Consider the following 25119-nt stretch of genomic DNA (forward strand, 5'->3'; position numbering starts at 1 on the left):
TTGCACCACTTGATGCAAAAGGGGCTTTTGCTCATTTTCCGGGCACGGTCACCGTGCAATCACTATGTCTGAAACGGCTTCCAAAACGTCAGCCCGTTCGGACGGTTTCCTTCATGCCACCGATAAAACGCCTCGGGTGTCCGCACGCCGCCATCGACCACCGCCTCATAGATGCGAATCGAGGAGGCAACGTACCCGGTTTTCTGCATATCCTCTTTGATCGCCAAGATCGCCTCGCGGGTTTCCTCCGTCAGCGCTGCGTTCAACGGTTCGACCAAATCACGCGCACAAGGCCCCGGATGATCCTCCGGCAGCAGCCACATGTCGATCTTCCAGCCCTCGCCGTCCTTGCATTTGTATTTCAACTGAAAATAGAGCCCTCGGTCCGGTCCGTTCAATTGGTTGGAAAACCTGGCGTCCGTCACGTTCGGATGCTGGGCCAGTTTGCCGATCACCCGAAACCCTGCTTCCGGCGTCGGGTCCTCGCAATAAATCTCCATATCGATGTCCGGGTTCACCACCAACCCGTACGCCACAGCACCGACCAACAGCGGCCGGCCAACTTCCGCCCAGCGTTCCAACAGTCCCAGGTCCGCCATGATTTTTCTTGCCCTGTTCAGACGCTCCTGCGCCCGCTGCAATCGCTCGCCCATATCGGCACCTCGCTGCCTCTGCCGTCATGCGACAAACCGATTTCATCGAAGAAAAAGAGGTTTCTACAGGCCGGATCACTGCCGATCGATCAACCGAAGCTGCGGAAAAGCGAGAGGAATGGCGTGATGGGGCCAAGCGAGCTCCTTTATGTTACGTGGGGACAACCTGTGCCCTGTGCTCGCTGGCGGCTGAAGCCGTCTTCGCCGGGCAGACGGCGTCATCCCCGATGATCCGGATCTGCATCACCGGATAATTGGTCTGCAGCGCAAGACGGATATCCTCCAGCAGCGAGCAGAGGACTTCTTCCTGGATGCGCTGGTCAAACGAGAGGCGGATGTCCACCTCATAGGGAGAGGGAGACGGATGTTGTTTCGCGTCAGCACTGCGCATGCGCTTCACCTCGTTTGGCGGTTGCTGTATTCCCTACTAGCATGGCTCCCCCGCCGCCCGTTCATGCGCATGCGCAGCACCCCGGCCGCTTAGTGGTTGACGATGCCGACGCGCATCTCCGCCTGGTTTTGGCGGTCATCCGCCTGATATCCCTCTTTCCACAACAGGTAGCGGATGCTGTCGGCCAATGCTTCCCAGCTGGCCTCGATCACATTGGTGGAGACGCCGACCGTGCTCCACTTCTCCCCGCCCGCAGCCGATTCGATCAACACGCGCACCTTGGCAGCGGTGGCTTCGCTTTCATCCAGCACGCGCACCTTGTAGTCGGTCAAGTGCATCTGGGCAAGCGCCGGGAAATGGCTCTCCAGCGCCTTGCGCAGCGCATTGTCCAGCGCGTTCACCGGGCCGTTGCCTTCCGCAGCCGTATGTACCACCTGGCCGTTCACCTTCAGCTTCACGACGGCCTCCGAGAGAATCGCCTTGTCCGCCGTTTTCTCCATCAGGATTTTGAAGGATTCCAGCGTAAACAGTTCGTGCAGTTCGCCGGATGCCTCAAGCAGGAGGAGCGACAGCGACGCTTCCGCGCCCTCATACTGGTAGCCCTGATACTCCCGCTCCTTGATCTCTTTCATGACCGCCTTGGCGTCGGCGCTTTCCCTGTCAAAGGGCAGCTGCAGCTCTTCCACTTTGGCAAACAGATTGCTCTGGCCCGCCAGTTCCGAAACCAGCACCCGGCGCTGGTTGCCGATCGCCTCCGGGGCGATATGCTCGTATGTCTGCGGATTTTTCAGCACCGCGCTGACGTGGATGCCGCCCTTGTGCGCAAAGGCGCTGTTGCCGACGAACGGCTGGTTGTTGGGCATCGTCATGTTGGCGATCTCCGCCACGTACCGGGAGAGCTTCGTCAGCTGCTGCAGCTTTTCCGGTGCCACGCAATCGAAACCCAGTTTCAGCTGCAGGTTGGCGATGGTGGAGATCAGGTTGGCGTTGCCGCAGCGCTCGCCGATGCCGTTGATCGTCCCCTGCACCTGGCGCGCCCCCGCCTGAACGGCCGCCAGCGCGTTGGCCACCGCCAGCTCGCCGTCGTTGTGCGTATGGATGCCGATCGGCGTGGAAACGCTCGACCGCACGGTTTTCACCGTCTCATACACCTCATGGGGGAGGCTGCCGCCATTGGTATCGCAGAGAACCAGCCAGTCGGCTCCGGCCGCTTCCGCCGCCTCCAGCACGCGGAGGGCATAGACCGGGTTCCGTTTGTAGCCGTCAAAAAAATGCTCCGCATCAAAGATGACGGTCAATCCCTGCGCTTTCAGGAAGCGGACGGAATCGCCCACCATCCGCAGGTTCTCTTCCAGCGATGTTTTCAACGCCTCCGTCACATGCAGGTCCCACGATTTGCCGAAAATCGTGGCGACAGAGACGCCGCTTGCCAGAATTGCCCGCAAATTCTCGTCCTGATCGGCAGCCACCCCCTGCCGACAGGTGCTCCCAAAAGCGGCCACTTTCGCATGGGAAAGCGGCACGTCTTTGATCCGTTCAAAAAAGGCCATATCTTTCGGATTGCTTCCCGGCCAACCGCCCTCGATCCAGTCGATGCCAAACTGATCGAGACGGATCGCAATTTTCACCTTGTCCTCCACAGAGAGGCTGATGCCTTCTCCCTGCGTGCCGTCACGCAATGTCGTGTCATACAGATGGATCTTTTCTCTGTTCATGTTCCTCCACTCCAAACCGCCATTTGCCATAAAATGTTCAGAATGTTCGATGGATTTACGGGTGTATTGCCTATCAGTATACCAAGGATGACAAGCAAAAAAAAGAGTGGAGGCCACTCTTTTTGCCGAGCGCATGCTCATGATTATCCGGCATGTTCATGGATGAAACGGGCCGTTACCTCGATGGCTTCCTCCAGCTGCGGGGTGGTGCCGGCAAAGGGATGCTTCGTGTTCCAGGTATGATCCCCGTCCGCAATCCAGTGCAGCCTGCTGTTGCGCGCGGCAGCATGGAGCCGCTCTGCCCCTTTTACCAGCCGCTGCGCGTCCTTTTTGCCCTGCACGATCAACAGCGGCTGCTCCATCTGCGCCACTTTGGCCACCAGATCATACGCTTCCCGGTTCCGGTCAACATCGTCGATCACGGCCCGGCTGATCGGCATCATCTGGCCGGTCCGGGCATTGGGGATGTAGCCCACGCCGTTCTCGGCGATCTCTTTGCGCAGGGTGTCATCGAACAGGTTGACATCGGCGATGCCGTTCCAGGTGATCACGCCCTTCACCTGCGGATGGCCGGCGCCGAAGAGAATGGTATCGCCGCCGCCCTTGCTGTGGCCGGCGATAAAAAGTTGAGACTTGTCAATATTTCCCGGAATCGGTAAGCTATGTTCAGAAATCCAGTTTACCAGTGCGGCCAGATCGGCCAGTTCCCGAGCATACGTATTCACCGCAAACTTTTCCAGCTCGTCGAATTGGGTCAGGCTTTCCCCGACGCCGTTGCAGGAGAAGTTAAAACGGATGGTCGCAATCCCGCGCCTGGCCCATGCTTCTGCGGCGTATGGGAAGCACCCCCAATCCTTGAACCCTTTAAACCCGTGGCAAAAGAGCAGGAGCGGCTGCTTCCGGCCGTCCGCTTCCGGCGCATGGATATCGCCGCGTATGACCAGCGTATCGCCGACGGGGATCTGAAACGGGATGATCATGACATTCACCTCACATGACGGTTTCTCGCTTTTATTATGCAGGGAAAAGCCTATGGGAAAAAGAGGTGTTTTCATTTGACCTGGTGGCATTCACTCACGCCTGCCGTCCGCTTCCGCTCGCTGCTGGCCGGTGCCATTCTTCTCTTCGCCATTCTTCTCGGGGGAACGCTCTCCTTCTCCCTCACCCGCTACACGGTGAACGAGACGGAGACCATCACGCGGGAAGCGGTGCAGGAGCACATCAACTATTTGTTTCGCGATCTCTTTTCGAAAACAGATACCTCCGCCAATTACCAGCTCGAACATGTGGCGAAGATGCACTTCAATCTCTACCATATCACCCATACCGATTTTTTCACGCCGGACGGAACCGTTGTCTTCAGCTATACGGGAAGCCGGATCGGCCAGCGGGCGACGGAGGAGGAAAGGGCGATCCTCTCCACGATCAGCACGGGCAATCAAGCCGTTTCCCGGACAAACGGCACGAACTTGTCCCTCTGGTTTCCCATCATGGAAGAGAACGGACATCTCGAAGGCTTCGTGCATGTTGAACGGAACATTGCGGTGGAAGCGGCTCACACCCGAGGGGTTATCCTTCTCTGCATGGGGGCCATCGCGCTGGGTGCCCTGCTTCTCTTCCTGCTGCTGAAACGGGTATACGACCGCTCGACGGATCAAATCGCCGAGCAGGCCGCTACGGTGCGGCGCATGCTGGCGGAAACGGAGCAGGCCAACGCCGCGCTGCTGCAGGCCCTTTCCAATGCCCTGGACTCCCGTGACAATGAAACAAACGGCCACGCCTTCCGCGTGACCGCCTATACGCTGCGCCTCGCCCGCCAAATGGGCGTGGGGGAAGAACAGCTTCCCGACATCATCCGGGGCTCCCTTCTTCATGACGTAGGCAAAATCGGCGTCCCCGATTCCATTCTGCTCAAGCAGGGTCCGCTCTCCAAGGAAGAGTGGATCGTGATGCAAAGCCATGTATCGGTCGGCTATGAGATGCTCAAGCATATTCCGTTTCTGGCCCCTGCCCTGGAGATCGTCCGGTACCATCATGAGAAATGGGACGGCACCGGCTACCCCCATGGGATCGCGGGGGAGAAGATCCCGCTGGCCGCCCGGATCTTCTCGCTCTGTGACACCTATGATGCGATTACCTCCGATCGTCCCTACCGGAAGGGACGGTCCCACCAGGAAGCTTGTGACGAGATTCAGCGGATGGCGGGCACCCAGTTTGATCCCGCCGTGGTGGAAGCGTTCCTCCGCATCCCGCAGGAAGAGTGGTTGAAAATCGCGCAGCTTGCCCGCAGCCAGCATCGGGCGAAGAATCACTACGACCTCCTTCTGCGCCTCACCCATGACGCAGGACACATCGCCTGATGGCTCCCCCGTCAGGCGGTCGGATCCTGCATCAGCTTCTCCAACTCGGCAGCCATTCTTTCCGCAGCATCCTCCCCGTCATCAACCTCTCCTTGAACGGCCGGATGATCCGTTCCATGTTCCTCTGTGCGCGCCAGGTAGAGCGCATATTCGAGCGGCCTCTGCATTGCCAGGCGGTACCGCTCCATCTGACCGATCTTGCGGAATATCTCCCGCCCCGGCTTGGGGTTCACTTCGATCAACCAGACGTTTCCCGCCACATCCACGCCAATATCGATGCCAAACTCCATCATGGGGCCGTAATGATGCTCGAGCACATCGACGATCCGGCGGGCCAGCCGCATGCACTCGCGGACGATCATCTCGGCTTTCTCCTCGCCGAAGCGCTCCAGCAGAAAACCGGCTGCCGACACGGCTGAACCGCCGCCGTGCAGATTGGTGGTGGAGCTTTTCACGTCGCCGATGCGGGCGCCCATGCCGGTAACCCGCCAGATGCCCTCCCCGTCCTTCTGGATGAGCAGGCGCATATCAACATGACGGCCCGGCAGCAGCTCAAGATGAAGCCCCTGCTGGACAAAAAACGCCTCATTCCCCTGCTTTTCCCTTTCCACCCAGCGATCCAGCCGTCTGAGCAGGGCCGGGAGCGTCGGCAGGATCAGGACCCGCTTCCCCTGCAGCCGGGTTCTGCCCAGAAACGCGTATCCGTTTTTCCTGCGCTCCAGCTTGACGATGCTGCGGCCGCCGGAGCCGTGGGTCGGCTTGATGTAGACGTTCCCGTACGCCTTCAGCATGTACGCGACGTTGCGGCGGCTGTAGATTCTGGCTTCCGGCAGCCAGCGGCGGGCCGTCTCATCCGCCGCGAGGACGTGGTACACCCGCCACTTGTTGGCGAAACGGCTGCTGGCATACCGGAAAAGCTCCCGTCTGCGAAACGGCAGGTAATCATCGTGTTTCGCCAGCGGATACCACCGGTAGCGATCAATCACCACATCCGGCCAGCGGAAGCGCTTCTCCTTCCATCCCTTCCGCACATCCGGCACGAACCCGTTCACCTCCTGCCGGGCCGTGTTCACGTCCCGGGGAGAAAACAGGAAGACATCGGCTCCCAAGCGGCGTCCATGCCGGATCAGCGCGCGGAAGTAGGCCGCTTCCGCGAAACGCGTGCCGTTTCGGTACGTCAAGATTCCAATGAGCGGTTTTGTCACGGATTGACACCCTCTCTTTGTTTCCCCCTATCAACTTATGTAACGGTCAGGGCGAAACGTGAGGAAAAAAGCGCCCGGTTCCTACAGAACCGGGCGGTTGCGGAGTTATGGACGATGTCTGCTCAACCAAGACAGCGCTGCTCTTCCCAGGACTTCCCCGGCGATCAGCATCGCGCGCTCGTCAAGATCAAAGCGGGGATGGTGGTGCGGCCAAACCGCCCCTTTCTCCGGATTTCCCGCCCCGACAAAGAGAAAGGCGCCCGGCACTTTTTCCAGATAATAGGAGAAATCCTCCCCGCCCATCAGCGGCTGCATCCGCTCCACATGCGCTTCTCCGCACGCGGCAATGGCGGCTTCGCGGGCGATCTCCGCTTCCGCCTCGGTATTGATGACCGCCGGATAGCCTCGCAGGTAGGTCACTTCGGCGCTGCCGCCGAGCATCCCGGCCACGCCCTCCGCAATCTCCTTCAACCGCTGCTCCGCCCGGTCGCGCACATGCGGCAGAAAGGTACGCACGGTTCCGGTCATCCGGCAGGAGTCGGCGATCACGTTGGCATTATCCCCGGCATGAAAGGTTCCGATCGTCACGACCACGCTGTCGAGCGGGCTGACGTTGCGGCTGGCGATGGTCTGCAGGTTGGTGACAATCTGCGCCCCGATCACGATCGAGTCCACCGTCTCCTGCGGAATGGCCCCGTGTCCGCCTTTTCCCTTGACTTCAATCACAAAATCATCGGCGTTGGCCATGATCGGGCCTGCTCCGATCCATACCCGTCCCACCGGTGCCATTGACCAGAGATGGGCGCCAAAGATGGCATCCACCCCGTCAACAGCACCATCCTCCACCATCGCGACAGCGCCGCCCGGCAGCTCTTCTTCCGCATGCTGGAAGATGAACCGGATGCTCCCCGGGATCTCCTCCCGATGCCTGGCCAATACGGCGGCAAGCCCCAGCAGCTCCGCCGTGTGCGCATCGTGGCCGCAGGCATGCATCACGCCCGGAACTTTTGACCGGTAAGGCACATCCTTCTGATCCTGGATCGGCAGCGCGTCAAAATCGGCCCGAATCGCCACGGTCGGGCCCGGCGCCCCGCCGCGCAGGGTGGCCACGACGCCTCGGCCTCCCACGCCTGTACGCACCTCATCCATGCCCCATTCCCGCAGCAGCCCTGCGATCATCGCGGGCGTCTTCTCTTCCTGGAAAGACAATTCGGGATATTGATGCAAATGGCGCCGCCATGCCACCATCTGCGGTTCCAATTCCTTCAGCAGATCGCTCAGTCTGTTTGCCAAAGCCGTCACGTTCTTCTACCCCTCTCCGCCTGCATTTCCTTTCATCATAGCATAAAGGCGGGGCATCTGCCCAAGCCTTTGCAGCGGTGGCGCCGGCCTGGGCGGAAGCCGCAGCACCGGGAGAGAAAGAGGGGGAGACGCTGCTCCCCAGCCGGCTGCCGCTATCGCCCATCCACCTCATCCACGACAAGGGCATGCACGCTGCCGGGGCCGTGCACCCCGATCGTCAGGTCGTTCTCGATATCGGCGGAGCGGCTGGGACCCGTGACGAAGTGGATCCCCGCCGGCATCCGGCCGCCATCCCACGTACGGATCACGGACAGCACCTCTCCCATCTTCGTCCTGATGTCGGCCGCCCTCACGATTCCGATAAAGACGGCGGGAAGCAGGCTGATGGAGCGGCCGCGTGCCGGAGAGGAAGTGAGCACCAGGGTGCCGGTATAGGCGATGGCGAAGTCGGCGACGGCCACCCCGATGTCCGCTTCGGCCGCCTTTTTCAGCAAATGCGCCGGGTCGCCCCCTCCCCAGACCGTCACCTCCCGCTCTTTATCCCCTTCCGGCAGGAGATCGGCCAGCAGCGGATGCTCCTCGCACACCAGCCGTTTCGCCTGCATCCTGTCCGTCAGGTCGGCGATATAGGCCCGGGCATCGTCCATGCTGCGCACCCGTTTCGCCACGCCCCCCAGGCTCTCCCAATTGCTGAGAAACAGGGAGATGCGCTCCTCCGCCTCCAAGGTGAATCCCCGCCAGAAATCGGGCGCCCCCGCAAACGGCCGGGCCGGGGGTGTCGTAATCCTCTCCCGCCCCAGCCGATGGGCGATATGATCCAGGAAGGCTTCCTGCTGCTGCAGCGACTGCCGGTGCAGCCTTTCGATAATCGGATTGCGCTCATTGTTCATGCCGATCCCCCCGCTTTCCTGCCAACTCTTCCAAGCGCGCCTTGACCTGCGGGCTCATCTCCGCCATTTCCTGCTGCAGTTCGCGCTCAAGCGCCTGCCAGGATTCGCGGAAGGAGCGTTCCGCCAGCGCCGGCGCCGTCCGGACGTTGTTCCACCCTTTCAGCGGCCCCAACCTGGTCGGAATCTGCCCGTCCCGCACCAGCGGCTTCTGTCCGATGCGGCCGAGCTTGAGCGCCAGCTGATAGAAACGGTGGGAAGAGACGGCCACCTTGTATGTTTTCATCCCGAGCCGCTCCGTCCGTTTGGTGCGGCCTTCCTCTACATTGCGGCGGCGAATGTAGACCAGCATATCGTGGAGGGGGATTTTCACCGGACATGCTTCATAGCACGCGCCGCACAGCGTGGACGCATTGGCTACCTCCGCCCATTTCTCCTTCTCCTCGTTCAGCACAGGGGTGAGCACCGCCCCGATGGGACCGCTGTAGACCCAGCCGTACGCATGGCCCCCGATGTGCCGGTATACCGGACAGGCGTTGAGGCAGGCCCCGCAGCGGATGCAGTTGAGCACCTCCTGAAACTCGGGATCGCCCAGCTGCCGGGAACGGCCGTTGTCGATGATGATCACGTGCAGTTCATCCGGCCCGTCGCCGTCTGCCGTCCGCCGGGGACCGTTGATGGCCGACATGTAGACCGTCAGCTTCTGGCCGGTAGCGGAGCGGGGCAGCAGGGTCGCCATCACCTCCAGATCTTCCCACGACGGAAGGATGCGCTCCATCCCCATCATCGTGATTTGGGTCCGCGGCACCGTGCTGACCATCCGCGCGTTGCCTTCATTGGAAAACAGCACGATCGAACCCGATTCGGCGATGGCGAAGTTGCACCCGGTCATGCCGATATCGGCCTCCAGGAACTTCCCGCGCAGCTTGGACCTTGCAAACGCGGCCAGCACCGCCGTATCCGCCGGCAGCGGTTCGCCCGCCACTTCCGAGAACAGCTCCGCCACCTGCGCCTTGTTTTTGTGAATGGCCGGAATGATGATGTGCGACGGGGTTTCCCCGGCCAGCTGGATGATATATTCCCCCAGGTCGGTCTCCACCGTCTCGATTCCCTGCTCCTCCAGCGCCTGATTGATGTGCACCTCTTCCGACACCATCGACTTGGATTTGACCACGGATTTCGCCTGCTTGGCTGCCATGATCTGCAGCGTGATTGCCACCGCTTCCTCCGCCGTGGAGGCAAAGTGCACATACCCCCCGGCCCTGCGCAGATTCTCCGCGAACTGCGCCAGATAATAGTCCAGATGGGCGATGGTGTGAAGACGGATCTGCCGTCCGCGCTCCCGCCACTCCTCCCAGTTGCCGATCTGCTCGGCCGCCGCCTGCTTGTTCGTGCGCAGCCGCTCCGTGGTAAACCTGACGGCATTGCGCAGGAAGTCGTTGTTCAGCGCGATCCTGACCCGTTCTGCCAGCGTGCTGGTTGGATTATGCCCGCTCATCCGCCATCCGCACCCCCTCATACAATAGTTCCGCCAGATGCATGACCCGCACCGCCTGCCCCCTGTGGCGCATCCGTCCGCCGATGTTCATCAGGCATCCCATGTCGAGGCCCACCAGCACTTCCGCCTCGGTCTCCCGCACGTGATCCGCCTTCTCCGTCACCATCGCCGCCGAGATGTCCGCCATCTTGACCGCAAACGTGCCGCCGAAGCCGCAGCAATCCTCCGCGAACGGCAGCGGCACGAAATCAAGGTCCCGCACATGGGAGAGCAGGGTAAGCGGCTCATCCTTGACGCCCAGCAGCCTGCTGCCGTGACAGGAAGGATGATAGGTGACCCGATGCGGAAAACGGGCCCCCACATCGCTCACCCCCAGCACCCCGACGAGAAATTGGGAAAATTCATAACTTTTCTCCGCCAGCTCCCGTGCCATGCGCAGCTCCGCCGGATCATCCCGGAACAGCGCGGGATAATGATGATGGATCATGCTGATGCAGGAACCGGAGGGCGCGATCACGTAATCGCTGTCCCGAAAGGCATCGATCAGCCGCCTTGCCGCCTCTTTCGCCTCCACCCAGTAGCCGCTGTTGAAGGCCGGCTGGCCGCAGCAGGTTTGCCCCTCGGGAAAGGTCAGCCTAATGCCGTAACGGGCCAGCAAGCGCGCCATCGCTTCGGACACCCGAGGAAAAAAGGCATCTGACAGACAGGTGGCAAACAACGAAATCTTCATCTGGACTCCTCCATTCATCTGGTCATCTTATGACTTGTCCGAAAAAATTACGCCAGCATCGCTTGTTCGACGCCGCGCAAATGGGCAAGCATCGCTTCCTCAGCCTTCCCCGGATCTTTCTCCGCCACAGCCGTGTAAATGGCCCGGTGTTCGGCGAGGAGGCGCTCCGCACTCTTCTTTTCCTGATACATCTTTACCCGGGCGGCAGCCAGCGACTTGCTGATCGTCTCCGCCAGCGACTGCATGATGGACGTCAGGATCGGATTGTGGCTGGCGACCGCCAGCGCGTAGTGAAACGCCCAGTCCGCCTTCTCGCCCAGGCTCTTCGTCTTGATGGCTGCCGCCATGTCATCCAGGGAGCGTTCGATCAGCCGCAGGTCCTCGTCGCTTCTTCGCTCGGCCGCCAGACGGACGATCCCGGCTTCGATGATCTTGCGCACTTCCAGGAGGGAGATCACATCTTCGGTGGACATCGGCCGGATCGGTTCAAAGGAAGCCCATACTTCCTCCGGTTCCAGACGGGTCACAAACGTGCCTTCTCCCTGCCGCATCGTGACGAGGCCGAGCGTCTTCAGCGCACTGATCGCTTCCCGCACGGTAGACTGCCCGACGCCGAGCGTCTCGCCCAGCTCCCGGATGGACGGAAGCCGGTCCCCCGGCTTGTAGACGCCGGTCAGAATCTGGTTTTTCAAGTAATCCGCAACTTCTTCGTATGTTTTTTTCACGTGAAAAGTGGGCCCTTTGATCGGATAACACCTCTTTTGCTTCTCTGACACCATCAGTGTACCGGATGGAGGAAAAGGCTGTCAATCAAGGGGCGTGATCCGGATTATTCCGGATGATTTCCCGACTTGCCGCCCAATACAAAGGGTGTCGTAACGTTCCGGTAGGCCAGATGCATCGTCATTCCCAACGAAGCATGCTCCAGGTTGTGGCAATGATCCATCCATAATCCCGGATTGTTCGCCGCAAACGCCACCTCATACATCTCTCCCGGATCAATCAGCAGGGTGTCCAGCACAAGAGGGCTGCCGCTGATGGGTTTGCCGTTCTTGCGCAAGACATGAAGATGGTGTCCGTGAAGATGGAGGGGGTGGTCCGCCCAACTGCGGTTGACAAAGGTTGTCTTCACGATATCCCCTTTCTCCACCATGAGCGTAGGCGTATCCGGGAAAACTTCTCCGTTGATCGCCCACAATTGGGCGGTTTTTCCATCGTAATTGCCCACATACAATTGATCCAGGATGAGGGTAAATTGCCGGTCAAACACTGTCAAAGGGCCGAACGGCGAAGGGGCGGGGGTGCCGTAGGAAGTGGGATCGAAGACGGTGCCCTTTTTCAGGGGTTCCGCTTTTCCCTGCCCGTCTTTGCTGAACACGATGCCGACTTCGGTGTTTTCATCGTAAAGGGCAAGCGTGACAGGCGTTTCCGGCATGGTGAAGATCACATCGAAGCGTCCGCCGCCCCCGATTCTCAGCAAGCTGTCTGTCAGCGCGCCCGGCTCATGAATGTCATTGCCATCGATCGCGGCAACCTTGTAAGCCGTTCCGTTCAACGTGAACATCTTCGTTTCGCTGCTTGCGTTCACCAGACGGAGCCTGACTTCCGTACCGGGTTTCACGGCCTTTCGCTGGAGCGTGTCTGCAGCATCCAGCGTGGTAACCGTACCTTCAGGCGTTGCCCAATCATGCGCAAACGTCGTGAGATCCAAGGTACTGCCGCTTCTCTTCTGATTCTCCGGCAGAATGATGAACGGACCAACAAGACCTTTTTGGACCTGGATGGACGAAAGCTGATGGGAATGGTACCAGTGGCTTCCCGTTTCATTCACGACAAAGCGGTACGTATGGGACTCTCCCGGCATGACGGCATCCTGGGTCATCCCTGCCACGCCATCCTCGGCATTCGGGACATCCACGCCATGCCAATGAAGCGTAACGCCTTGATTAATATCGATGTTCACCAGTTTTACTTCCACCAGATCTCCCTTGTTGACAACAAGCGGCGGACCCGGAAACTGGCCGTTGAACGTCCACGCTTCGATCATCCTGCCTGAACCGAGCCTGATCTGCTGCTTTTTTGCATGCAGCGTAAACCGTTTGTCGGGAACTCCGGTCCTGGGACCTGTTAATTCCGCGACGCTCACGGCTTCGTTTCCCTGCGTCACGGGGCTATGACCGCCCCCTTGATGCAGGGAAGCATGCGCGAATGCGGTGCCCCCGCCAAAATCGACCGCGTCATGGTTGACCATCTCCATCGTGTCGGGAAATTTGCTGGCTGCAAGCGACCACGTATAGCCGCTCAACGCCACCGTCAACAGCACGGCTGCAATTCCTGTGCCTCTCAAGAGCCGGGCGGCAAGCCCCGGTTGACGGTGAAAGATTTTTTCCACGCGCCGCTGCTGGTACCACCAGAGCAAACCGGCGCAGGCGAGCAGGATGCCCGGATAGATCGTGGATTCCGTTGCATCCGGAATGGCCGGAACGGCGAACATCACCAGATAAGCGGCCAGCATCGTACCGATCAGCATGGTGTGGATAGGCGCCACGATGGAGACCAGGGACGCCGGGTGACCGGAATCGGCTTGTTTCAGCTTTGGCATGGATGTCCTCATCACCCACAAAGCCGGCAGTGCCATGACCGGCAGAACGACGAGGAGGCGATCCCACACAAAGAGCCATCCAAACAACCACAGCACAAGGAGCATATTGACGAACCACAGGCAGAAGAGGACCTCCCCCGCCCAAATGCCGATCCTTGCAAGCCGGCTCCATCGCTTGACATTGCCGTTGTGGCATGCCGCATATTTGAAGCGATTCGCCGCAAACCCGGTCAACCCCCATACGAACACGAGCGCCAGCAGTACGAGAAATTCCACGGCATTAAACAGTTCGAACATGGGACAGCGCCTCCTCGCCATGAACCGGTTCGTTCCAATCGATGCGGTAATCGTACATCCATGCGTGCGAGTGCCTGTTCGCCGCCTTCAAAAAGAAGGGGAGCATCAGGTCGCGGAAAAACACCTGAACGGGGTGGGTCGCATGTTTGCGCTGTCCAAGGCTGCGGGAATACCGAACGATCCGCTCCACCCGTTCCTGCCGGAGCGCTTGAAACGCGGCAAAGGCTTGCTCCACGTTGTCGATGTCCCGTACGCACTTGGCGAGCATCATGGCGTCTTCCAGCGCCAGGGAAGCGCCCTGCCCGGCATTGGGCGATGTGGCGTGGATCGCATCGCCGACAAGAACGGCAGAACCGCTGTGCCAAACCGTTTGAGCGGGCATATCGTAGATCGGATAGACCCCGATTTCCCCTTCTGTCAGTCGAATGATCTCCGGAACCGGCTCCACATCATCCCGATACAAAGCGGTGATGCGCTGCCGCCATTCCGCAGCCGGGAAAGCCTGCAAATCCCTTCGCGTCGGCGTGCCGGGATAATCCATATTCCCGAACCAGTAAATCTCGCCGTTTTCCCTGACCAGATAGCCAAAAAACGCTTTTTTGCCAAAAACCATATGCTGTACGCCGGGCTCATGCGGAATGGTTGTGCTGTGCGCAAATCCGCCAAAGCTGATCAGTCCCGTATAAGCAGGCTCCGGCGCGTTCGGCAGGATGATGTTCCGCGCTCTCGAGTGAATGCCGTCGCAGCCGACCAGAAAATCTCCGGTGGCGGATGTCCCGTCATCAAAGCAGGCGGTCACCATGCCGCCAGCCATGTGCAAATCGACGAGCTTTTTGCCAAACACGACCGGGATGCCCTGCCGCTCTGCTTCTTCCCGCAGCGCGCTGTGCAGCAAGCCTCTTTTCACCGTAAAGCCCTGAGGTTCGCCCAATGGCTGGCCCACCCTGCCCAACCATTTGCCGCTGCCGCTGCGAAAGCTCATGATGCGCATTTCGAAGCCTTCCCTGCGAATGAAGCCGTCCATTCCCAGTTCCTGGAGGATGCGCATGCCGTTGCGTCCCACATTCAGGAACAATCCCGCATAATCGTCATGCACCGGCATCGCTTCGTAAATCAGCGGCTCACAGCCGGCTCTTTTCAGGAATAGGGCGGCGGCGGGGCCGGCAATCCCGCAGCCGATGATCAACGCCCTCTTTTTTCTTCCCATGTCGCAGCCTCCCCAGCGTAATCGCTGTTTTTCATATTTCGTTCTAGTATCTTAAAAATTAAGATATCATTCCCGGTTGATCCTCTCCATCCATCATACTGCGGTGTTTTCTTTCCCTACAGCGGCGTGCGACCGATTTTTCTCTCCGTCTCTCGGCGGATCGACCATCACAACCGGTTGGCTGCACTGCGGCTATGTTATAATGCGGTATACATTCCATGCGCAAACAACAAGTTTGAGGAAGGATCGGGGGAAATAACCATGGATCACAAACGATCGGCCCGACAGGATCTCAACCAGTCTCTTCTTGATGCTTCCAGGCGGCTTTCCACCCAAACCGTGATGTTTCACCAAGCCGTGGCCAGCTATCTGGGTCTGAACATTACCGATCACAAATGCCTGGATCTTGTTCTCGGCATGGGGAAAGCAACGGCCGGTCAGCTGGCCGAACTGACAGGACTTACGACAGGTGCCATCACAAGCGCGCTGAACCGTTTGGAAAAGGCGGGGTATGTTCGCCGGGTGAAAGATCCGCATGACCTGCGCTTTGTCATTGTGGAACCGGTCTACGATCATTTGCACCGGATCAAGGAGGTTTTTGCCCCTTTGAACGACGCCATGACCGAGCTCCATTCCCGTTACAGCCCGGACGAACTTCGAATCATTCTTGATTACATGGAACGATCCATTCAGGTCCTGAACCGTCAAGCGGATCACCTGAGAAAAAGAAACAAACCAGATACGATATGAGAAAAAACAGCAGCAAGTGTGGTTGGCAAGCAGGAGCGTACGCTACGGCTTCCCGTTGTCAACCAGGTAAACCCCCCTGTTGGTCACGCTCCTGATCGTAATCCGCCCGTTGGTGGCATCGTGCAATTTCCGGCGCAGATGAAAGAGATGCACATCAAGCGCCTTGCTGGACAATGACAACTCATCCCCCCAGACCGCCTGGATGATTTGGTGCCTGGTGGCAAGCGCATTGCTGTGCAGCAGCAGGAAATGAAGCAGCCTGCTTTCCGTTTTGGTCAGCTGCCCTTTCAGCCAGTCCCAATCAACGGGAGCAGCAGCGCCTCGAGGGTGCATGCTGCCGGAATCCGCGAAAGCCCATTCCCTCCGCTTCAGCATGACGCGCAGCCGGGCCGCCACCTCCCGCTCCGAGCACGGTTTCACCTGATAATCGTCAGCCCCCATGGCAAACGCCTGCAGCATGTCCGTTTCGTCCCGCCTCATCGCCAGCACCAGCAGGCATGCCCCGGGATATTGCAGCCGGTAACTCTTGACCAGCGGCGCGGCAGGAGACTGCTTGCAGTCAAGAATCACGTACCGGATCATCTCCCGGGAAATGGTCTCCGTGTGATCCAGCAGCTGCAGCTCATGCCGCTCCAGCTGCTGGTAGCGGTATGTAAAGCCCGAAGACTGCTCGGTTACATAAAGTCCCTTGGTCATTTCCCTTCCCTCGCGATACCCTTCGTTACCAGTTGAGTATAGCGACGAATGTTTAATCATTTTTTAAGACAGAAAAGAGTTTGTTTGAATTTTATGTTTCCATGCACAATTGTGAGCAAAATGGGGGCCTTGCCGTCTATTTGCCTGTTCCTCCCGACTTGTCTGGAATACTATGATGTTGCGAGAGATGCGATCTTTCCAAATCTTGCAATGGAATGGTGGGATACCCGTGGACGACTATGTCAAGGAGATGCGAAAAATCATCGGCACGAGGCCCCTGCTCATCTGCGGGGCAAGCGTCATCATTTTTGACCGGAACCGCCATGTCCTGATGCTGCAGCGAAGTGACAATAACGGCTGGTGTTTTCCCGGAGGAGCCCACGAACTCGGGGAGAAGATTGAGCAGACGGCCAGAAGGGAAGTGTTTGAGGAGACGGGACTGACCCTCCATGACCTTTCCCTGTTCGGGGTTTTTTCCGGTGAAGAGCTGCATTATGTCTATCCGCATGGCGATGAAGTGTACGTGGTGGATGTCGTCTTTACCGCGAACCGGTATGAGGGGGAAATCAGCATCAACGAAGAGAGCCGGGCCTACGGCTTTTTTGCGATCGATCAGCTGCCTGCCGATCTCAGCCCGCCCGTCATACCCATTGCCAACGCGCTCATCAAGCGGTTTGACACCATTACCGCCGACCATGCACGCGAATGCGGGATTGCGCCGTACAAAAAAACGGGCCACCCTCGGTGACCCGGATGCTCTCCCTTTTTCGTTTACCCGCTGCGGACGACGTTGGCCGCCTGCAGGCCGCGCTGGCCCGTAATCACCTCGAATGTGACCCATTCTCCCTCTTCCAGATTACGGTAGCCTGCTCCGTCGATTGCTGTATAATGAACGAAAATATCAGGACCGCCTTCTCTTTCAATAAATCCATACCCTTTTTCCTTGTTAAACCATTTTACCTTTCCCTGCATCCATCTTCCTCCCTTGCATCGATCAAGCGGTTCCGCTCTGAGTACCATCATATGCGGAGTCCCGGGAAGAGGAGCCGCCCCGGACAAAAAAATATTCTAACCGGCGTTCCCTTCCGCTACAATAAATAAGGGAAGTCGAGACAACCTCTCAGATTGAAAGGAGAAGAAACCATGCGTTACGCTCCGATATTGCTGTCCATGATGCTGTTGGCCGGCTGTTCCGATCTCACCCAGGGGGTGCAGAATGCCCAGCAGGCCGTGGAAGCGGGCAAACAAGCCATCGAAGCGGGCAAAGAAGTGGTTCAGCAGGGAAAACAGTTCGCCGAATCGGAAGTCGCCCAGCAGCTGAAAGCCTATTTGCAGCAAAAATACGATTCGTCCGAAGCCCTGCGCAAGGCGATGTTCTCCGGGGACGGCAAGCTGCTGACCGAAGAATTGAAAAAAACGGAGCTCGCCAACTTCAGCTTTTACCGGTCGGAGCTGTTTGGCATCGAATTCAGGGGGAAACTGACCGCCGACGGCACCTTTCAGGTCCTGCGCTACAGCTTGACCAACCCGAACGAAGCTCCCGCCGTGATCAAGGAATTCAATGTCATTCTCGATCAAAACGGACAGATTCAGGTGCAGTGACACCGCCCGTCATCATGGAAAAAAACAGGCGATGCTTCCTTTCGCAGGGAGCATCGCCTGCCTGTTTTCATCCGCGTTACGCCAGAAGGGATGCGACCGTCTTTTGCCTGGTCAGCAGGTCGCCGATGTCCACCTGCATCTCCAAGGCAGCAAAGACGCCGGTGAAATATTCTTCCACCTGCTCGGTTACGCGCTGGCGTTCATCGGCCACCATCTCGGCAAACGCAGCGGCGAAGCGGTCTTCCAGCAGCTGTCCGCCCTGCGCCAGGTAGTGGGCGACCGGCTGCTGAAGGGCTTTCTCCAACGCATCCCGCATGGCAGACTTCCCGTCCAGCTCAAAAAAGTCTTTCGCATTCTTGAACAGCTTCAGCGCCGCCTGCAGCTCAGCCGTCCCTGTCCCCGGCAGTTCCTCGGCAAACGCCGGTGTCTCCACCTGCCGGTTGGCATACGGTGCCAGGGTGGCGCCCTGCAGATAGCGGGCCAAATCCGTTTCCCACCGTTTCACCAGCGCCGCCCCTGTCTTGTTCAGGAATTTCTCCAGCCGCAGGGATGTGGCCCGCAGCTCCTGCCCCAGATCATAGCTGACAGCCCGCAGCAGTTCCTGAAGACATTGTTGGAGCGCCTGCTTCATGTTGCGGCCGTCCTCTTTCAGCACGGCCGGATTAAACGCATGGCTGAACAGTTCAGGGAAGCGGAAAAACAGCCGCTGTTTCACATAATAAAGCAGTTCTTCCCGCTCCTTCGCCAGATCCCGTTCCTCCGGGGCGACGGAGATCCCGGCAACCAGCTGCAGGGCCTCCTGGCGCATCGCCTCGGCCGCTTTTCTCCGTTCCTGCCGGACGCTTTCCCCTTCTTCCGCAAGCGCGATCCACTCGCCCAACGTATCGTGGGCCCGCCTGATCTCGCCCAGAGCCGCATCCACGGCCATTTGGGTCAGCTCCTCCAGCGTAAAACGCCGGAAGTCTCTCTCAAACGCCGACAGACCGGACAACTCCAACGCCTCTTCCTCCGGCATCAGCGCTTCGCCGGCGGTACGATGGGTGCGCTCCCGGTACAGTTTTTCCGCCGAGGCGCTCAATTTGCCCGCCCCGTGCATCCTTGCCAGCAGGGCGGTCTGGCTGGATACCGGATAAATGCGGGGGAACCGGATGCCGCAGGCGAGCAGGTTTTTCTCCACGTGGGCGACGACCCCCGCCAGCTCTTCGGGAGAGGCGGCCAGGTCGGCGGCATTCACCAGGAAAAACATCTTGTCCAGCTCAAAGGTCTCTTTCACGCGCCCCATTTGCAGCAGAAATTCGCGGTCGGCCTGGGCGAACGCATGGTTGTAATAGGTAACGAACAGCACCGCATCCGCATTTTTCATGTATTCAAAGGCGACTCCGGTGTGGCGGGCGTTGATGGAGTCCGCCCCAGGCGTATCCACCAGCACGATGCCCTGATCGGTCAGCGGACAGGCGTAGTAAAGTTCGATGAATTCGGCAAAGCAGGCTTTCTCTTCCTTGGCGACGAAGCCTTTGAATGCCTGCATGTCGACGACCAGCTCGCCGCCGATATGGGGAGCCATCTCCGGCATCCCCTTTTTCACCGCTCTGATAAACGTGTAATGCGGTTTGACCGTGGCTGCGATCTGGGCGACATCGATCTGGTCCACCGCCGCGAGCGCGCTCTCCATGTCTGCGGCCTCGATTTCGAACACCGCCAGCGAGCGCAGGACGTCCTGTTCCAGCACCTCGCGCGATTTCAAGACCACGCGCACCGTCCCGTGGGCATGCTGCTCGTCCGGCGGCATGATCTTGTTGATCGCCGCCGTCGTCGGGTTGGGAGAGACCGGCAGCACCAGATCCCCCATCAGCGCATTGGCGAAGGATGACTTGCCCGCGCTGAATGCGCCGAACAGCGCGACCGTGAAACGGTTCTCCCGCAGCCGTTCCGCCCGCTCCCGCAAGGCTTTCGCCTGCCCCTGCATCCCGGGGACGCCGCTGATCGCCTCGCTTGTTTTGATCAGTTTCTCTGCCGCTGCAAGCAGCGTTTGCTTCAGTTGGTTCATCCGTCGTTAAACCCCTTCTCCTAAAATCGCCTGCAGCCGGTTGGCCGCTTCCTGTTCCCGTTTGTCCAGCCGCTCAAGCTCTTCGTACACGGCAGCCAAGGCCTGGAGCCGGTTCTGCCGCTCCGTCAGCCCGGTTTGTTCGGCCTCCGCGCGCTGCCGCAGCTGCCCGCAGACGCGCTCGATAAAGGCGAGCCCCGCCCGCCGGTATTCGGTCTTGATCCCGTTGGAGATATCCTGACAGTAATTGAGCACGTACTCGCGCGTCCCCGCCCCTTCCTTCACCTGGGCGGCGAGAAACTCACCCGTGACCGGGATCTCGCAGGCATGCACATCGGCATGGTAGGCTTCATCGCGAATCCCGTATTCCTGCGGCAGGCGGGCCATCAGCTCCTTGAAGTGGAAATCGAGATTGGCGGAGACCTTCTCCCGGAAATCGGCGAGAAGGGCAGCCAGACGCTGCGCCCGTTCTTCTTCCGTCTTCCTGGCGGTGAACAGCAAGCCTACCTTGAAGCCGGGCTTGCGGCTCTCCAGGTAGCGTTCCGCCGCTTCATTCGTGGTGTAGTAGGTAAGCCGCGCATTTTCGAGCAGCTGGTTCAGTTCTTTTTCCATGTGCGCTTGGGCCGTCCGGGTCTGGGCGGCTGCCGCTTCAAGCTGCGCCTTCGTTTCCTGCAGGGCCGCCATCACCTGATCCCGATCGCTGCACCCGACTTCCTCCCCGAGAGAGTCCCGCTTCTCCTCCAGCGCCTGCCGCTCGTCGGCATGCTGCCGGGACAGATGGCGCACATGCTCCTCGATAAGCGTATGGGCGGCATGGACCGCGCTCTCCCGGATCACCGTTTCCCGTTGGGCCATGAGCTGCATCAGCCGGTCCCGGAACGCGTCATACTGGTTCTCCGGGTGATCCGGTTCGGCCAGGGACGTGTAGAAGATGCCGTCCGGCTTGATGTGCCAGGTGGCAAACGCCTCTTCCACGCTCTCCTTGTAGCTGTCGAAGTCCAGCTCGAAGTCGATATGCTTGTCGATCATGTTGATCACCAGATAGACCGGCTTGCCCCGATCCTTCAGCATCTTGGTGAAGTGGAAGTTCTCCTCCGCCTGCACATGATTGTAGTCCATCATGTAGATGACCGCGTCAGCCAGGTGCAGCGCCGACTCGGTGGCGATCTTGTGGGCCGCGTCGGTCGAGTCGATGCCCGGCGTATCCAGCAAGCTTGTCTCTGCGGTCAAAAAGGTGCCGGGATACGCGATCTCCACCCACTCGACCGCATCGCCGTCAACCGCACACTTTTTCAGTTCGTCCATCTGCGTATCCGGATCAAAGGCAAGTACGGAGCCATTGCGGGTGTAGACGCGGGCCGCCTTCTCCCCGCCGCGAATCTTCACCACATTGGCGCTGGTGGGAATCGGATTGGAAGGGAGAAGATTCACCCCCAACAAGGTGTTGATCATCGTCGATTTCCCGGCCGAGAAGTGGCCGCAGAAGGCGATGTTCATCTCGCCCCGGCGCACTTTCTCCGCCAGCTGCTGCAGCTTGGCCGCATTCTTCCCGTCCCCGGCAGCCGCCATGGTCTGCGCCGCCTCTTCCATGCGGGCCGCCCGCGCAGTCAGGCTCTCCTCTTGCTGGTGTATGTCAATCGCACTCATGGTCAATCATCTCCATCTTTTCCTCACGCTCGTATACAGTCTCACTTCGCAATTGTAACAGAATTGAAAAGCTTGCTACAATGGTATGATTTCCATCAGGAAAAAAGCAACCTTCAGTCCCATGTGACTGAAGGCTGTCTTCCCATTATTTTATTGCGCCAACAGATCGGCAAAGGCCTTGGCATAGGCCGGCAGATCCGGCGGGCGGCGCGATCCGACGATGTGGCCGTCCACGACCACCTCTTCATCCACCCAAATCGCCCCGGCGTTCTCCATGTCGTCCTTGATGCCCGGGGTGGAGGTGGTTTTTACGCCCTGCAGGATTCTGGCCGAAATCAATACCCATCCCGCATGGCAGATATGGCCGATCGGCTTTTTGGCTTGATCCATCGCCTGGATGAACGAAAGAACCTGCGGGTAGCGGCGCAGTTTATCCGGTGCCCATCCTCCCGGCACCAGCACCCCGTCGTAATCCTGCGGCCGGATCTCATCCAGCGACTTGTCCGTCTCGCAGGGCACGCCGTATTTTCCGATATATTTGGTGCGAGCCTCCGGTCCGGCAAGCTCCACGGTGGCGCCTTCCTCCCGCAGCCTCAGCACCGGGTACCACAGTTCCAGATCTTCAAATTCGTGTTCGACGAAACAAAGGACTCGCTTGCCTTGCAAACGCATCTCCGATCCCTCCTTATCCTTTATTGTAGCAGGATCGCTTTCACCACTTCCAGCACTTCGCGGTTGCAGGAGCCGGCTCATGTTTCGGCAGCCGCCAGGACACCCTCTTTTGCCCATTCCCACTCATGGTCTGCCTCACCCGTGAACAATGCGTAAGGCAGACACAAGGGCACTCCCGTTCGCGGATCGTACAGGATGTCTGCCTCGATGGCAAATACCTCGCGAAGCACTTCCTTGGTGATCACGTCCCGGGGCGCTCCTTCGCTGACGACGGTTCCCGATTTGATCGCGACGATGTAATGGGCGTACCGGGAGGCATGGTTCAGATCGTGGACCACCATCACGATCGTTCGCCCCTCTTCGCGGTTCAACCTTTGCAGCAGATGCAGCACTTCCAATTGATGTGCCATGTCCAGAAAGGTGGTGGGCTCATCCAGAAACAAGATATCCGTCTGCTGGGCAAGCGTCATGGCGATCCACGCCCGCTGACGCTGCCCGCCGGACAGCTGATCAACCGGCCGTTCGGCAAACGGTTCCATGCCGGTCACGTGAAGTGCCCACCGGACGACTTCCTTGTCTTCCCGGGTGAAAGCGCTGAATCCTTTCTGATGCGGGAAGCGGCCATAGCTGATTAGCTCGGATACGGTCAATCCGGCCGGCGCCGTCGGATTTTGCGGCAAAATGGCCAACTGCTTGGCGACGGCCTTGGTTGGCTGCTCGTGAATCGCTTTGCCGTCCAAGATGACGCCCCCCGCCTTTGGCTTCATGATCCGCGCCATGGTTTTCAGGATCGTGGATTTTCCCGAACCGTTCGCGCCGACGAGGGCGGTGATTTTGCCGGTAGGGACGGACAAATTCAGATTTTGGACAATCACGGCATCCGTATAGCCAATATCGAGCTGGCGGGTGTACAGACGTTCCATTCGTGTTCACTTTCCTTTCTGGCGTAATGGAAACCATGGATTGGCACAGCCGCTCGGTTTGCCAAGCGGGTGCGGAATAAAAGGCGTGCCGATCAGGTATCGCTACATCGTTCGGATTTCCCGATGAACCCCCCCAACCAAAAGCGTAACCACAATGCATCCTGCGGCCATGGCCAGGCCGGCAGCGAGGGCGTTGGCCCATTCGGCAACCGCGCCGAACAACAGGGCTCCCAAGGGGATGAATCCTCTGTCCATCAGCGCAATGCTTAAAAGTCTGCCGCGCAATCGGTCATCCACCTGCATCTGCAGCGTGATGCGGCTCATGGTGCGGTAAATTTGGCTGAACAATCCTACGGCATACATGGAAGCCAAAGCCTGCCAAAAGAAGGAGGAAAACAAAAAGCAAAGCAAACCCAATCCGCACATCACAATGGAGCCAAGCAGCCACAGGCCGGTGCGGCGGATCGGTCTACCGAAAGACAGCCACAACGACCCCGTCAGCGCCCCTGCGGCAGACATGGAAAGCAGCGCCCCGAACGATTCCGGCCCCACTTTCAGCAAGTCGCGCGCAAAGACCGGCAGCATGGAAGTGTATGGAAAGAGAAAAACCATCGGAACCACCGCAAGCCATAATAACGATAATACGACGGGATGAGACCGGATATAACGAAACGCTTCCCCGAGCCCGGACGATGTTTCTTGCGCCATGCGGCTCGCGGATGCATCCGCGGTCCGGGGGAGAAGCAAGAGCGACCAGAGGACAACCGGTGTACTCAGGCCGTTCAGCAGGATCAGCATCTCGGGCTCCATGTACAGCATCAGCGTTCCGGCCACGGCGGGCCCGATGATGCGCGACAGGTTCAGGACAGCCACGTTGGCAGCGATGGCGCTGGGTACCGCTTCCTTCGTCACCAGGTTGGGAAACAGCGCGTTGCGGACAATCGGCTCCATCGTCTGCAGGGCGGATCGGGCCGCAATCCCCACCAGAACAGCCCCCAGATGAACCTGCTGCAGGAACAGGAAAAAAAGGAGCAGGGAAAGCAGCATGATCCCCGTCTGCAGCAGGAGCAGCAGTTGGCGGCGATTCATGCGGTCTGCCAGCACACCCGCCGGAAGGCCGCAGAGCAAAGCGGGAAGCAATCGGCAGGCGTTGACGGCTCCCAGGGCAAGGGGGGAATGGGTCCATTGGAGAATCGCCCAATTCATCGCCGTGAGATCCATCCAGTCGCCGACGCGGGAAATCAGCGATCCCCACATGAAATGGAGAAACGGCTTGCTGCGCCAGGCGTTCAAGAAGGCCGAACGAGGCAAAAGGTGTTGTGAGGCACAATCCGCTCTGGCTTTCAACTCAACCACACCGTCTTTTCCGCGTAAGAGATCCGCTTGAACGAAGGCGGCGGCATATCGGGATAGCCCACATATACGAGGGCGACCATTTCGGCAGGCGGGCGCAATCCGAAGGCTTCCAGCATCCTTGGGTGATAGAGGGGTTCGCCGGTTCGCCAGATGGTGCCCAGCCCCAACCCGTGGGCTGCAAGCAGCATATTTTGTACGGCGGCATGGGTCGCCGCCAGCTCCTCTTTCCGTTTGATGGGCGGCTCCTCCGACAACACCGCCGCCACGGCAATCACGACCGGAGCCCGCAATGCCCTGGCCTCCTGCTGCCTGCGAAGCCGCTCTTTTTCCTCTTCCGCCAGGTCCCCCGCTTTTTCCAAAACGATCTCCGCCAAAACGTTGCCGAGCACCCTGCGCCCCTCCCCGGTTATGACAAAAAAGCGCCACGGCTCGGAGCCGAAATGATCGGGAGCCCGCACGGCCGCATCCAGCAATTGTTCGATCAAATGGCGCTCAACGGGATCCGGTTTTACTTTGCCGATGCTTCTCCGGGTGCGAATGGCTTGCCACACGTCCATGAAAACATCACTCCTTCGACGGACG

24 protein-coding genes are annotated in these 25119 nt (G+C 59.2%); 4 read left to right on the forward strand and 20 right to left on the reverse strand.

The window, feature by feature from the left end; all coding sequences use genetic code 11:
- Positions 1-62 precede the first annotated feature (62 nt).
- The 4 genes from G3578_RS17075 to G3578_RS17090 all read right to left on the reverse strand — a co-directional run bounded on the left by G3578_RS17075 (position 63) and on the right by G3578_RS17090 (position 3739).
- The gene (locus G3578_RS17075) at positions 63-653 is read right to left on the reverse strand and encodes a hypothetical protein (RefSeq protein ID WP_165214182.1); all 591 of its coding nucleotides are present in this window, start codon (positions 651-653) and stop codon (positions 63-65) included.
- Between the two features lie 151 nt (positions 654-804).
- Positions 805-1044, reverse strand: coding sequence for a hypothetical protein (locus tag G3578_RS17080; protein ID WP_165214183.1), 240 nt, complete (start codon positions 1042-1044; stop codon positions 805-807).
- A gap of 89 nt (positions 1045-1133) precedes the next feature.
- A complete protein-coding gene (cimA, locus tag G3578_RS17085) occupies positions 1134-2759 on the reverse strand; it encodes a citramalate synthase (protein WP_165214184.1) in 1626 nt (541 codons plus the stop codon).
- 143 nt (positions 2760-2902) lie between these two features.
- Positions 2903-3739, reverse strand: coding sequence for an alpha/beta hydrolase (locus G3578_RS17090; protein ID WP_165214185.1), 837 nt, complete (start codon positions 3737-3739; stop codon positions 2903-2905).
- A 75-nt stretch (positions 3740-3814) separates the two neighbouring features.
- Between G3578_RS17090 and G3578_RS20735 the strand changes: the two genes are divergently transcribed.
- The gene (locus tag G3578_RS20735) at positions 3815-5119 is read left to right on the forward strand and encodes an HD-GYP domain-containing protein (RefSeq protein ID WP_206529782.1); all 1305 of its coding nucleotides are present in this window, start codon (positions 3815-3817) and stop codon (positions 5117-5119) included.
- A gap of 11 nt (positions 5120-5130) precedes the next feature.
- Here G3578_RS20735 and G3578_RS17100 read toward each other — a convergent pair whose 3' ends face one another.
- From G3578_RS17100 to G3578_RS17135, 8 genes are all read right to left on the reverse strand, one after another.
- Positions 5131-6324 carry a YheC/YheD family protein gene (locus G3578_RS17100; protein ID WP_165214186.1) on the reverse strand — a complete coding sequence of 398 codons (1194 nt, stop codon included), beginning with the start codon at positions 6322-6324 and terminating at the stop codon, positions 5131-5133.
- 105 nt (positions 6325-6429) lie between these two features.
- Positions 6430-7572: a M20 family metallopeptidase gene (locus G3578_RS17105; protein ID WP_165214215.1), complete on the reverse strand. Its 1143-nt coding sequence runs from the start codon at positions 7570-7572 to the stop codon at positions 6430-6432.
- Between the two features lie 206 nt (positions 7573-7778).
- Positions 7779-8516 carry a LutC/YkgG family protein gene (locus tag G3578_RS17110; RefSeq protein WP_165214187.1) on the reverse strand — a complete coding sequence of 246 codons (738 nt, stop codon included), beginning with the start codon at positions 8514-8516 and terminating at the stop codon, positions 7779-7781.
- Entirely contained in the window at positions 8506-10011 is a 1506-nt protein-coding gene (locus G3578_RS17115) for a LutB/LldF family L-lactate oxidation iron-sulfur protein (RefSeq protein ID WP_165214188.1), read from the reverse strand. The genes G3578_RS17110 and G3578_RS17115 overlap by 11 nt, the downstream gene beginning before the upstream one ends.
- The gene (locus G3578_RS17120) at positions 9998-10741 is read right to left on the reverse strand and encodes a (Fe-S)-binding protein (RefSeq protein ID WP_165214189.1); all 744 of its coding nucleotides are present in this window, start codon (positions 10739-10741) and stop codon (positions 9998-10000) included. Before G3578_RS17120 ends, G3578_RS17115 begins: the two co-directional genes overlap by 14 nt.
- Positions 10742-10788: 47 nt before the next feature.
- A complete protein-coding gene (locus G3578_RS17125) occupies positions 10789-11466 on the reverse strand; it encodes an FCD domain-containing protein (RefSeq protein ID WP_165214190.1) in 678 nt (225 codons plus the stop codon).
- Between the two features lie 104 nt (positions 11467-11570).
- Positions 11571-13640 (reverse strand): multicopper oxidase family protein, encoded by a 2070-nt coding sequence (locus G3578_RS17130; RefSeq protein ID WP_165214191.1) that lies wholly within the window; start codon positions 13638-13640, stop codon positions 11571-11573.
- Positions 13624-14847, reverse strand: a complete 1224-nt coding sequence (locus G3578_RS17135) for an FAD-dependent oxidoreductase (RefSeq protein ID WP_165214192.1) — start codon at positions 14845-14847, stop codon at positions 13624-13626. The genes G3578_RS17130 and G3578_RS17135 overlap by 17 nt, the downstream gene beginning before the upstream one ends.
- A 261-nt stretch (positions 14848-15108) precedes the next feature.
- On the opposite strand from G3578_RS17135, the gene G3578_RS17140 reads away from it, so the two are divergent.
- Positions 15109-15597, forward strand: a complete 489-nt coding sequence (locus G3578_RS17140; protein WP_165214193.1) for a MarR family winged helix-turn-helix transcriptional regulator — start codon at positions 15109-15111, stop codon at positions 15595-15597.
- A gap of 42 nt (positions 15598-15639) precedes the next feature.
- Here the strand turns inward: G3578_RS17140 and G3578_RS17145 are convergent, their stop codons facing one another.
- The gene (locus G3578_RS17145; RefSeq protein ID WP_165214194.1) at positions 15640-16293 is read right to left on the reverse strand and encodes a response regulator transcription factor; all 654 of its coding nucleotides are present in this window, start codon (positions 16291-16293) and stop codon (positions 15640-15642) included.
- A 229-nt stretch (positions 16294-16522) separates the two neighbouring features.
- Here G3578_RS17145 and G3578_RS17150 point away from each other — a divergent pair, with 229 nt between their 5' ends.
- Positions 16523-17041, forward strand: a complete 519-nt coding sequence (locus tag G3578_RS17150) for an NUDIX hydrolase (protein ID WP_346774028.1) — start codon at positions 16523-16525, stop codon at positions 17039-17041.
- A gap of 23 nt (positions 17042-17064) precedes the next feature.
- Here G3578_RS17150 and G3578_RS17155 read toward each other — a convergent pair whose 3' ends face one another.
- Entirely contained in the window at positions 17065-17265 is a 201-nt protein-coding gene (locus G3578_RS17155; protein ID WP_165214196.1) for a cold-shock protein, read from the reverse strand.
- 171 nt (positions 17266-17436) lie between these two features.
- Here G3578_RS17155 and G3578_RS17160 point away from each other — a divergent pair, with 171 nt between their 5' ends.
- On the forward strand, positions 17437-17895 hold the full coding sequence (locus tag G3578_RS17160) for a hypothetical protein (protein WP_165214197.1): 459 nt from the start codon (positions 17437-17439) through the stop codon (positions 17893-17895).
- 76 nt (positions 17896-17971) lie between these two features.
- Here the strand turns inward: G3578_RS17160 and G3578_RS17165 are convergent, their stop codons facing one another.
- The 6 genes from G3578_RS17165 to G3578_RS17190 all read right to left on the reverse strand — a co-directional run bounded on the left by G3578_RS17165 (position 17972) and on the right by G3578_RS17190 (position 25094).
- Positions 17972-19942: a dynamin family protein gene (locus tag G3578_RS17165; protein ID WP_165214198.1), complete on the reverse strand. Its 1971-nt coding sequence runs from the start codon at positions 19940-19942 to the stop codon at positions 17972-17974.
- Between the two features lie 6 nt (positions 19943-19948).
- A complete protein-coding gene (locus G3578_RS17170; protein ID WP_165214199.1) occupies positions 19949-21586 on the reverse strand; it encodes a dynamin family protein in 1638 nt (545 codons plus the stop codon).
- A gap of 150 nt (positions 21587-21736) precedes the next feature.
- Positions 21737-22258, reverse strand: a complete 522-nt coding sequence (locus G3578_RS17175; RefSeq protein WP_165214200.1) for a type 1 glutamine amidotransferase domain-containing protein — start codon at positions 22256-22258, stop codon at positions 21737-21739.
- 77 nt (positions 22259-22335) lie between these two features.
- Positions 22336-23181: an ABC transporter ATP-binding protein gene (locus G3578_RS17180; protein ID WP_165214201.1), complete on the reverse strand. Its 846-nt coding sequence runs from the start codon at positions 23179-23181 to the stop codon at positions 22336-22338.
- 102 nt (positions 23182-23283) lie between these two features.
- Entirely contained in the window at positions 23284-24537 is a 1254-nt protein-coding gene (locus tag G3578_RS17185) for an MFS transporter (protein WP_346774029.1), read from the reverse strand.
- Positions 24525-25094, reverse strand: coding sequence for a nitroreductase family protein (locus G3578_RS17190; protein WP_165214202.1), 570 nt, complete (start codon positions 25092-25094; stop codon positions 24525-24527). The genes G3578_RS17185 and G3578_RS17190 overlap by 13 nt, the downstream gene beginning before the upstream one ends.
- Positions 25095-25119: the final 25 nt, after the last annotated feature.

This window comes from Brevibacillus sp. SYP-B805, assembly GCF_011059135.1.
Lineage (GTDB): Bacteria > Bacillota > Bacilli > Brevibacillales > Brevibacillaceae > Brevibacillus_F.

What these genes read in the sequence shown, in the direction of transcription:
- G3578_RS17075 (WP_165214182.1), bottom strand. Translation starts at nt 653, where the DNA reads ATGGGCGAGCGATTGCAGCGGGCGCAGGAGCGTCTGAACAGGGCAAGA.
- G3578_RS17080 (WP_165214183.1), bottom strand. Translation starts at nt 1,044, where the DNA reads ATGCGCAGTGCTGACGCGAAACAACATCCGTCTCCCTCTCCCTATGAG.
- cimA (WP_165214184.1), bottom strand. Translation starts at nt 2,759, where the DNA reads ATGAACAGAGAAAAGATCCATCTGTATGACACGACATTGCGTGACGGC.
- G3578_RS17090 (WP_165214185.1), bottom strand. Translation starts at nt 3,739, where the DNA reads ATGATCATCCCGTTTCAGATCCCCGTCGGCGATACGCTGGTCATACGC.
- G3578_RS17105 (WP_165214215.1), bottom strand. Translation starts at nt 7,572, where the DNA reads ATGGTGGCATGGCGGCGCCATTTGCATCAATATCCCGAATTGTCTTTC.
- G3578_RS17110 (WP_165214187.1), bottom strand. Translation starts at nt 8,516, where the DNA reads ATGAACAATGAGCGCAATCCGATTATCGAAAGGCTGCACCGGCAGTCG.
- G3578_RS17115 (WP_165214188.1), bottom strand. Translation starts at nt 10,011, where the DNA reads ATGAGCGGGCATAATCCAACCAGCACGCTGGCAGAACGGGTCAGGATC.
- G3578_RS17120 (WP_165214189.1), bottom strand. Translation starts at nt 10,741, where the DNA reads ATGAAGATTTCGTTGTTTGCCACCTGTCTGTCAGATGCCTTTTTTCCT.
- G3578_RS17130 (WP_165214191.1), bottom strand. Translation starts at nt 13,640, where the DNA reads ATGTTCGAACTGTTTAATGCCGTGGAATTTCTCGTACTGCTGGCGCTC.
- G3578_RS17135 (WP_165214192.1), bottom strand. Translation starts at nt 14,847, where the DNA reads ATGGGAAGAAAAAAGAGGGCGTTGATCATCGGCTGCGGGATTGCCGGC.
- G3578_RS17140 (WP_165214193.1), top strand. Translation starts at nt 15,109, where the DNA reads ATGGATCACAAACGATCGGCCCGACAGGATCTCAACCAGTCTCTTCTT.
- G3578_RS17145 (WP_165214194.1), bottom strand. Translation starts at nt 16,293, where the DNA reads ATGACCAAGGGACTTTATGTAACCGAGCAGTCTTCGGGCTTTACATAC.
- G3578_RS17155 (WP_165214196.1), bottom strand. Translation starts at nt 17,265, where the DNA reads ATGCAGGGAAAGGTAAAATGGTTTAACAAGGAAAAAGGGTATGGATTT.
- G3578_RS17160 (WP_165214197.1), top strand. Translation starts at nt 17,437, where the DNA reads ATGCGTTACGCTCCGATATTGCTGTCCATGATGCTGTTGGCCGGCTGT.
- G3578_RS17165 (WP_165214198.1), bottom strand. Translation starts at nt 19,942, where the DNA reads ATGAACCAACTGAAGCAAACGCTGCTTGCAGCGGCAGAGAAACTGATC.
- G3578_RS17170 (WP_165214199.1), bottom strand. Translation starts at nt 21,586, where the DNA reads ATGAGTGCGATTGACATACACCAGCAAGAGGAGAGCCTGACTGCGCGG.
- G3578_RS17175 (WP_165214200.1), bottom strand. Translation starts at nt 22,258, where the DNA reads ATGCGTTTGCAAGGCAAGCGAGTCCTTTGTTTCGTCGAACACGAATTT.
- G3578_RS17180 (WP_165214201.1), bottom strand. Translation starts at nt 23,181, where the DNA reads ATGGAACGTCTGTACACCCGCCAGCTCGATATTGGCTATACGGATGCC.
- G3578_RS17190 (WP_165214202.1), bottom strand. Translation starts at nt 25,094, where the DNA reads ATGGACGTGTGGCAAGCCATTCGCACCCGGAGAAGCATCGGCAAAGTA.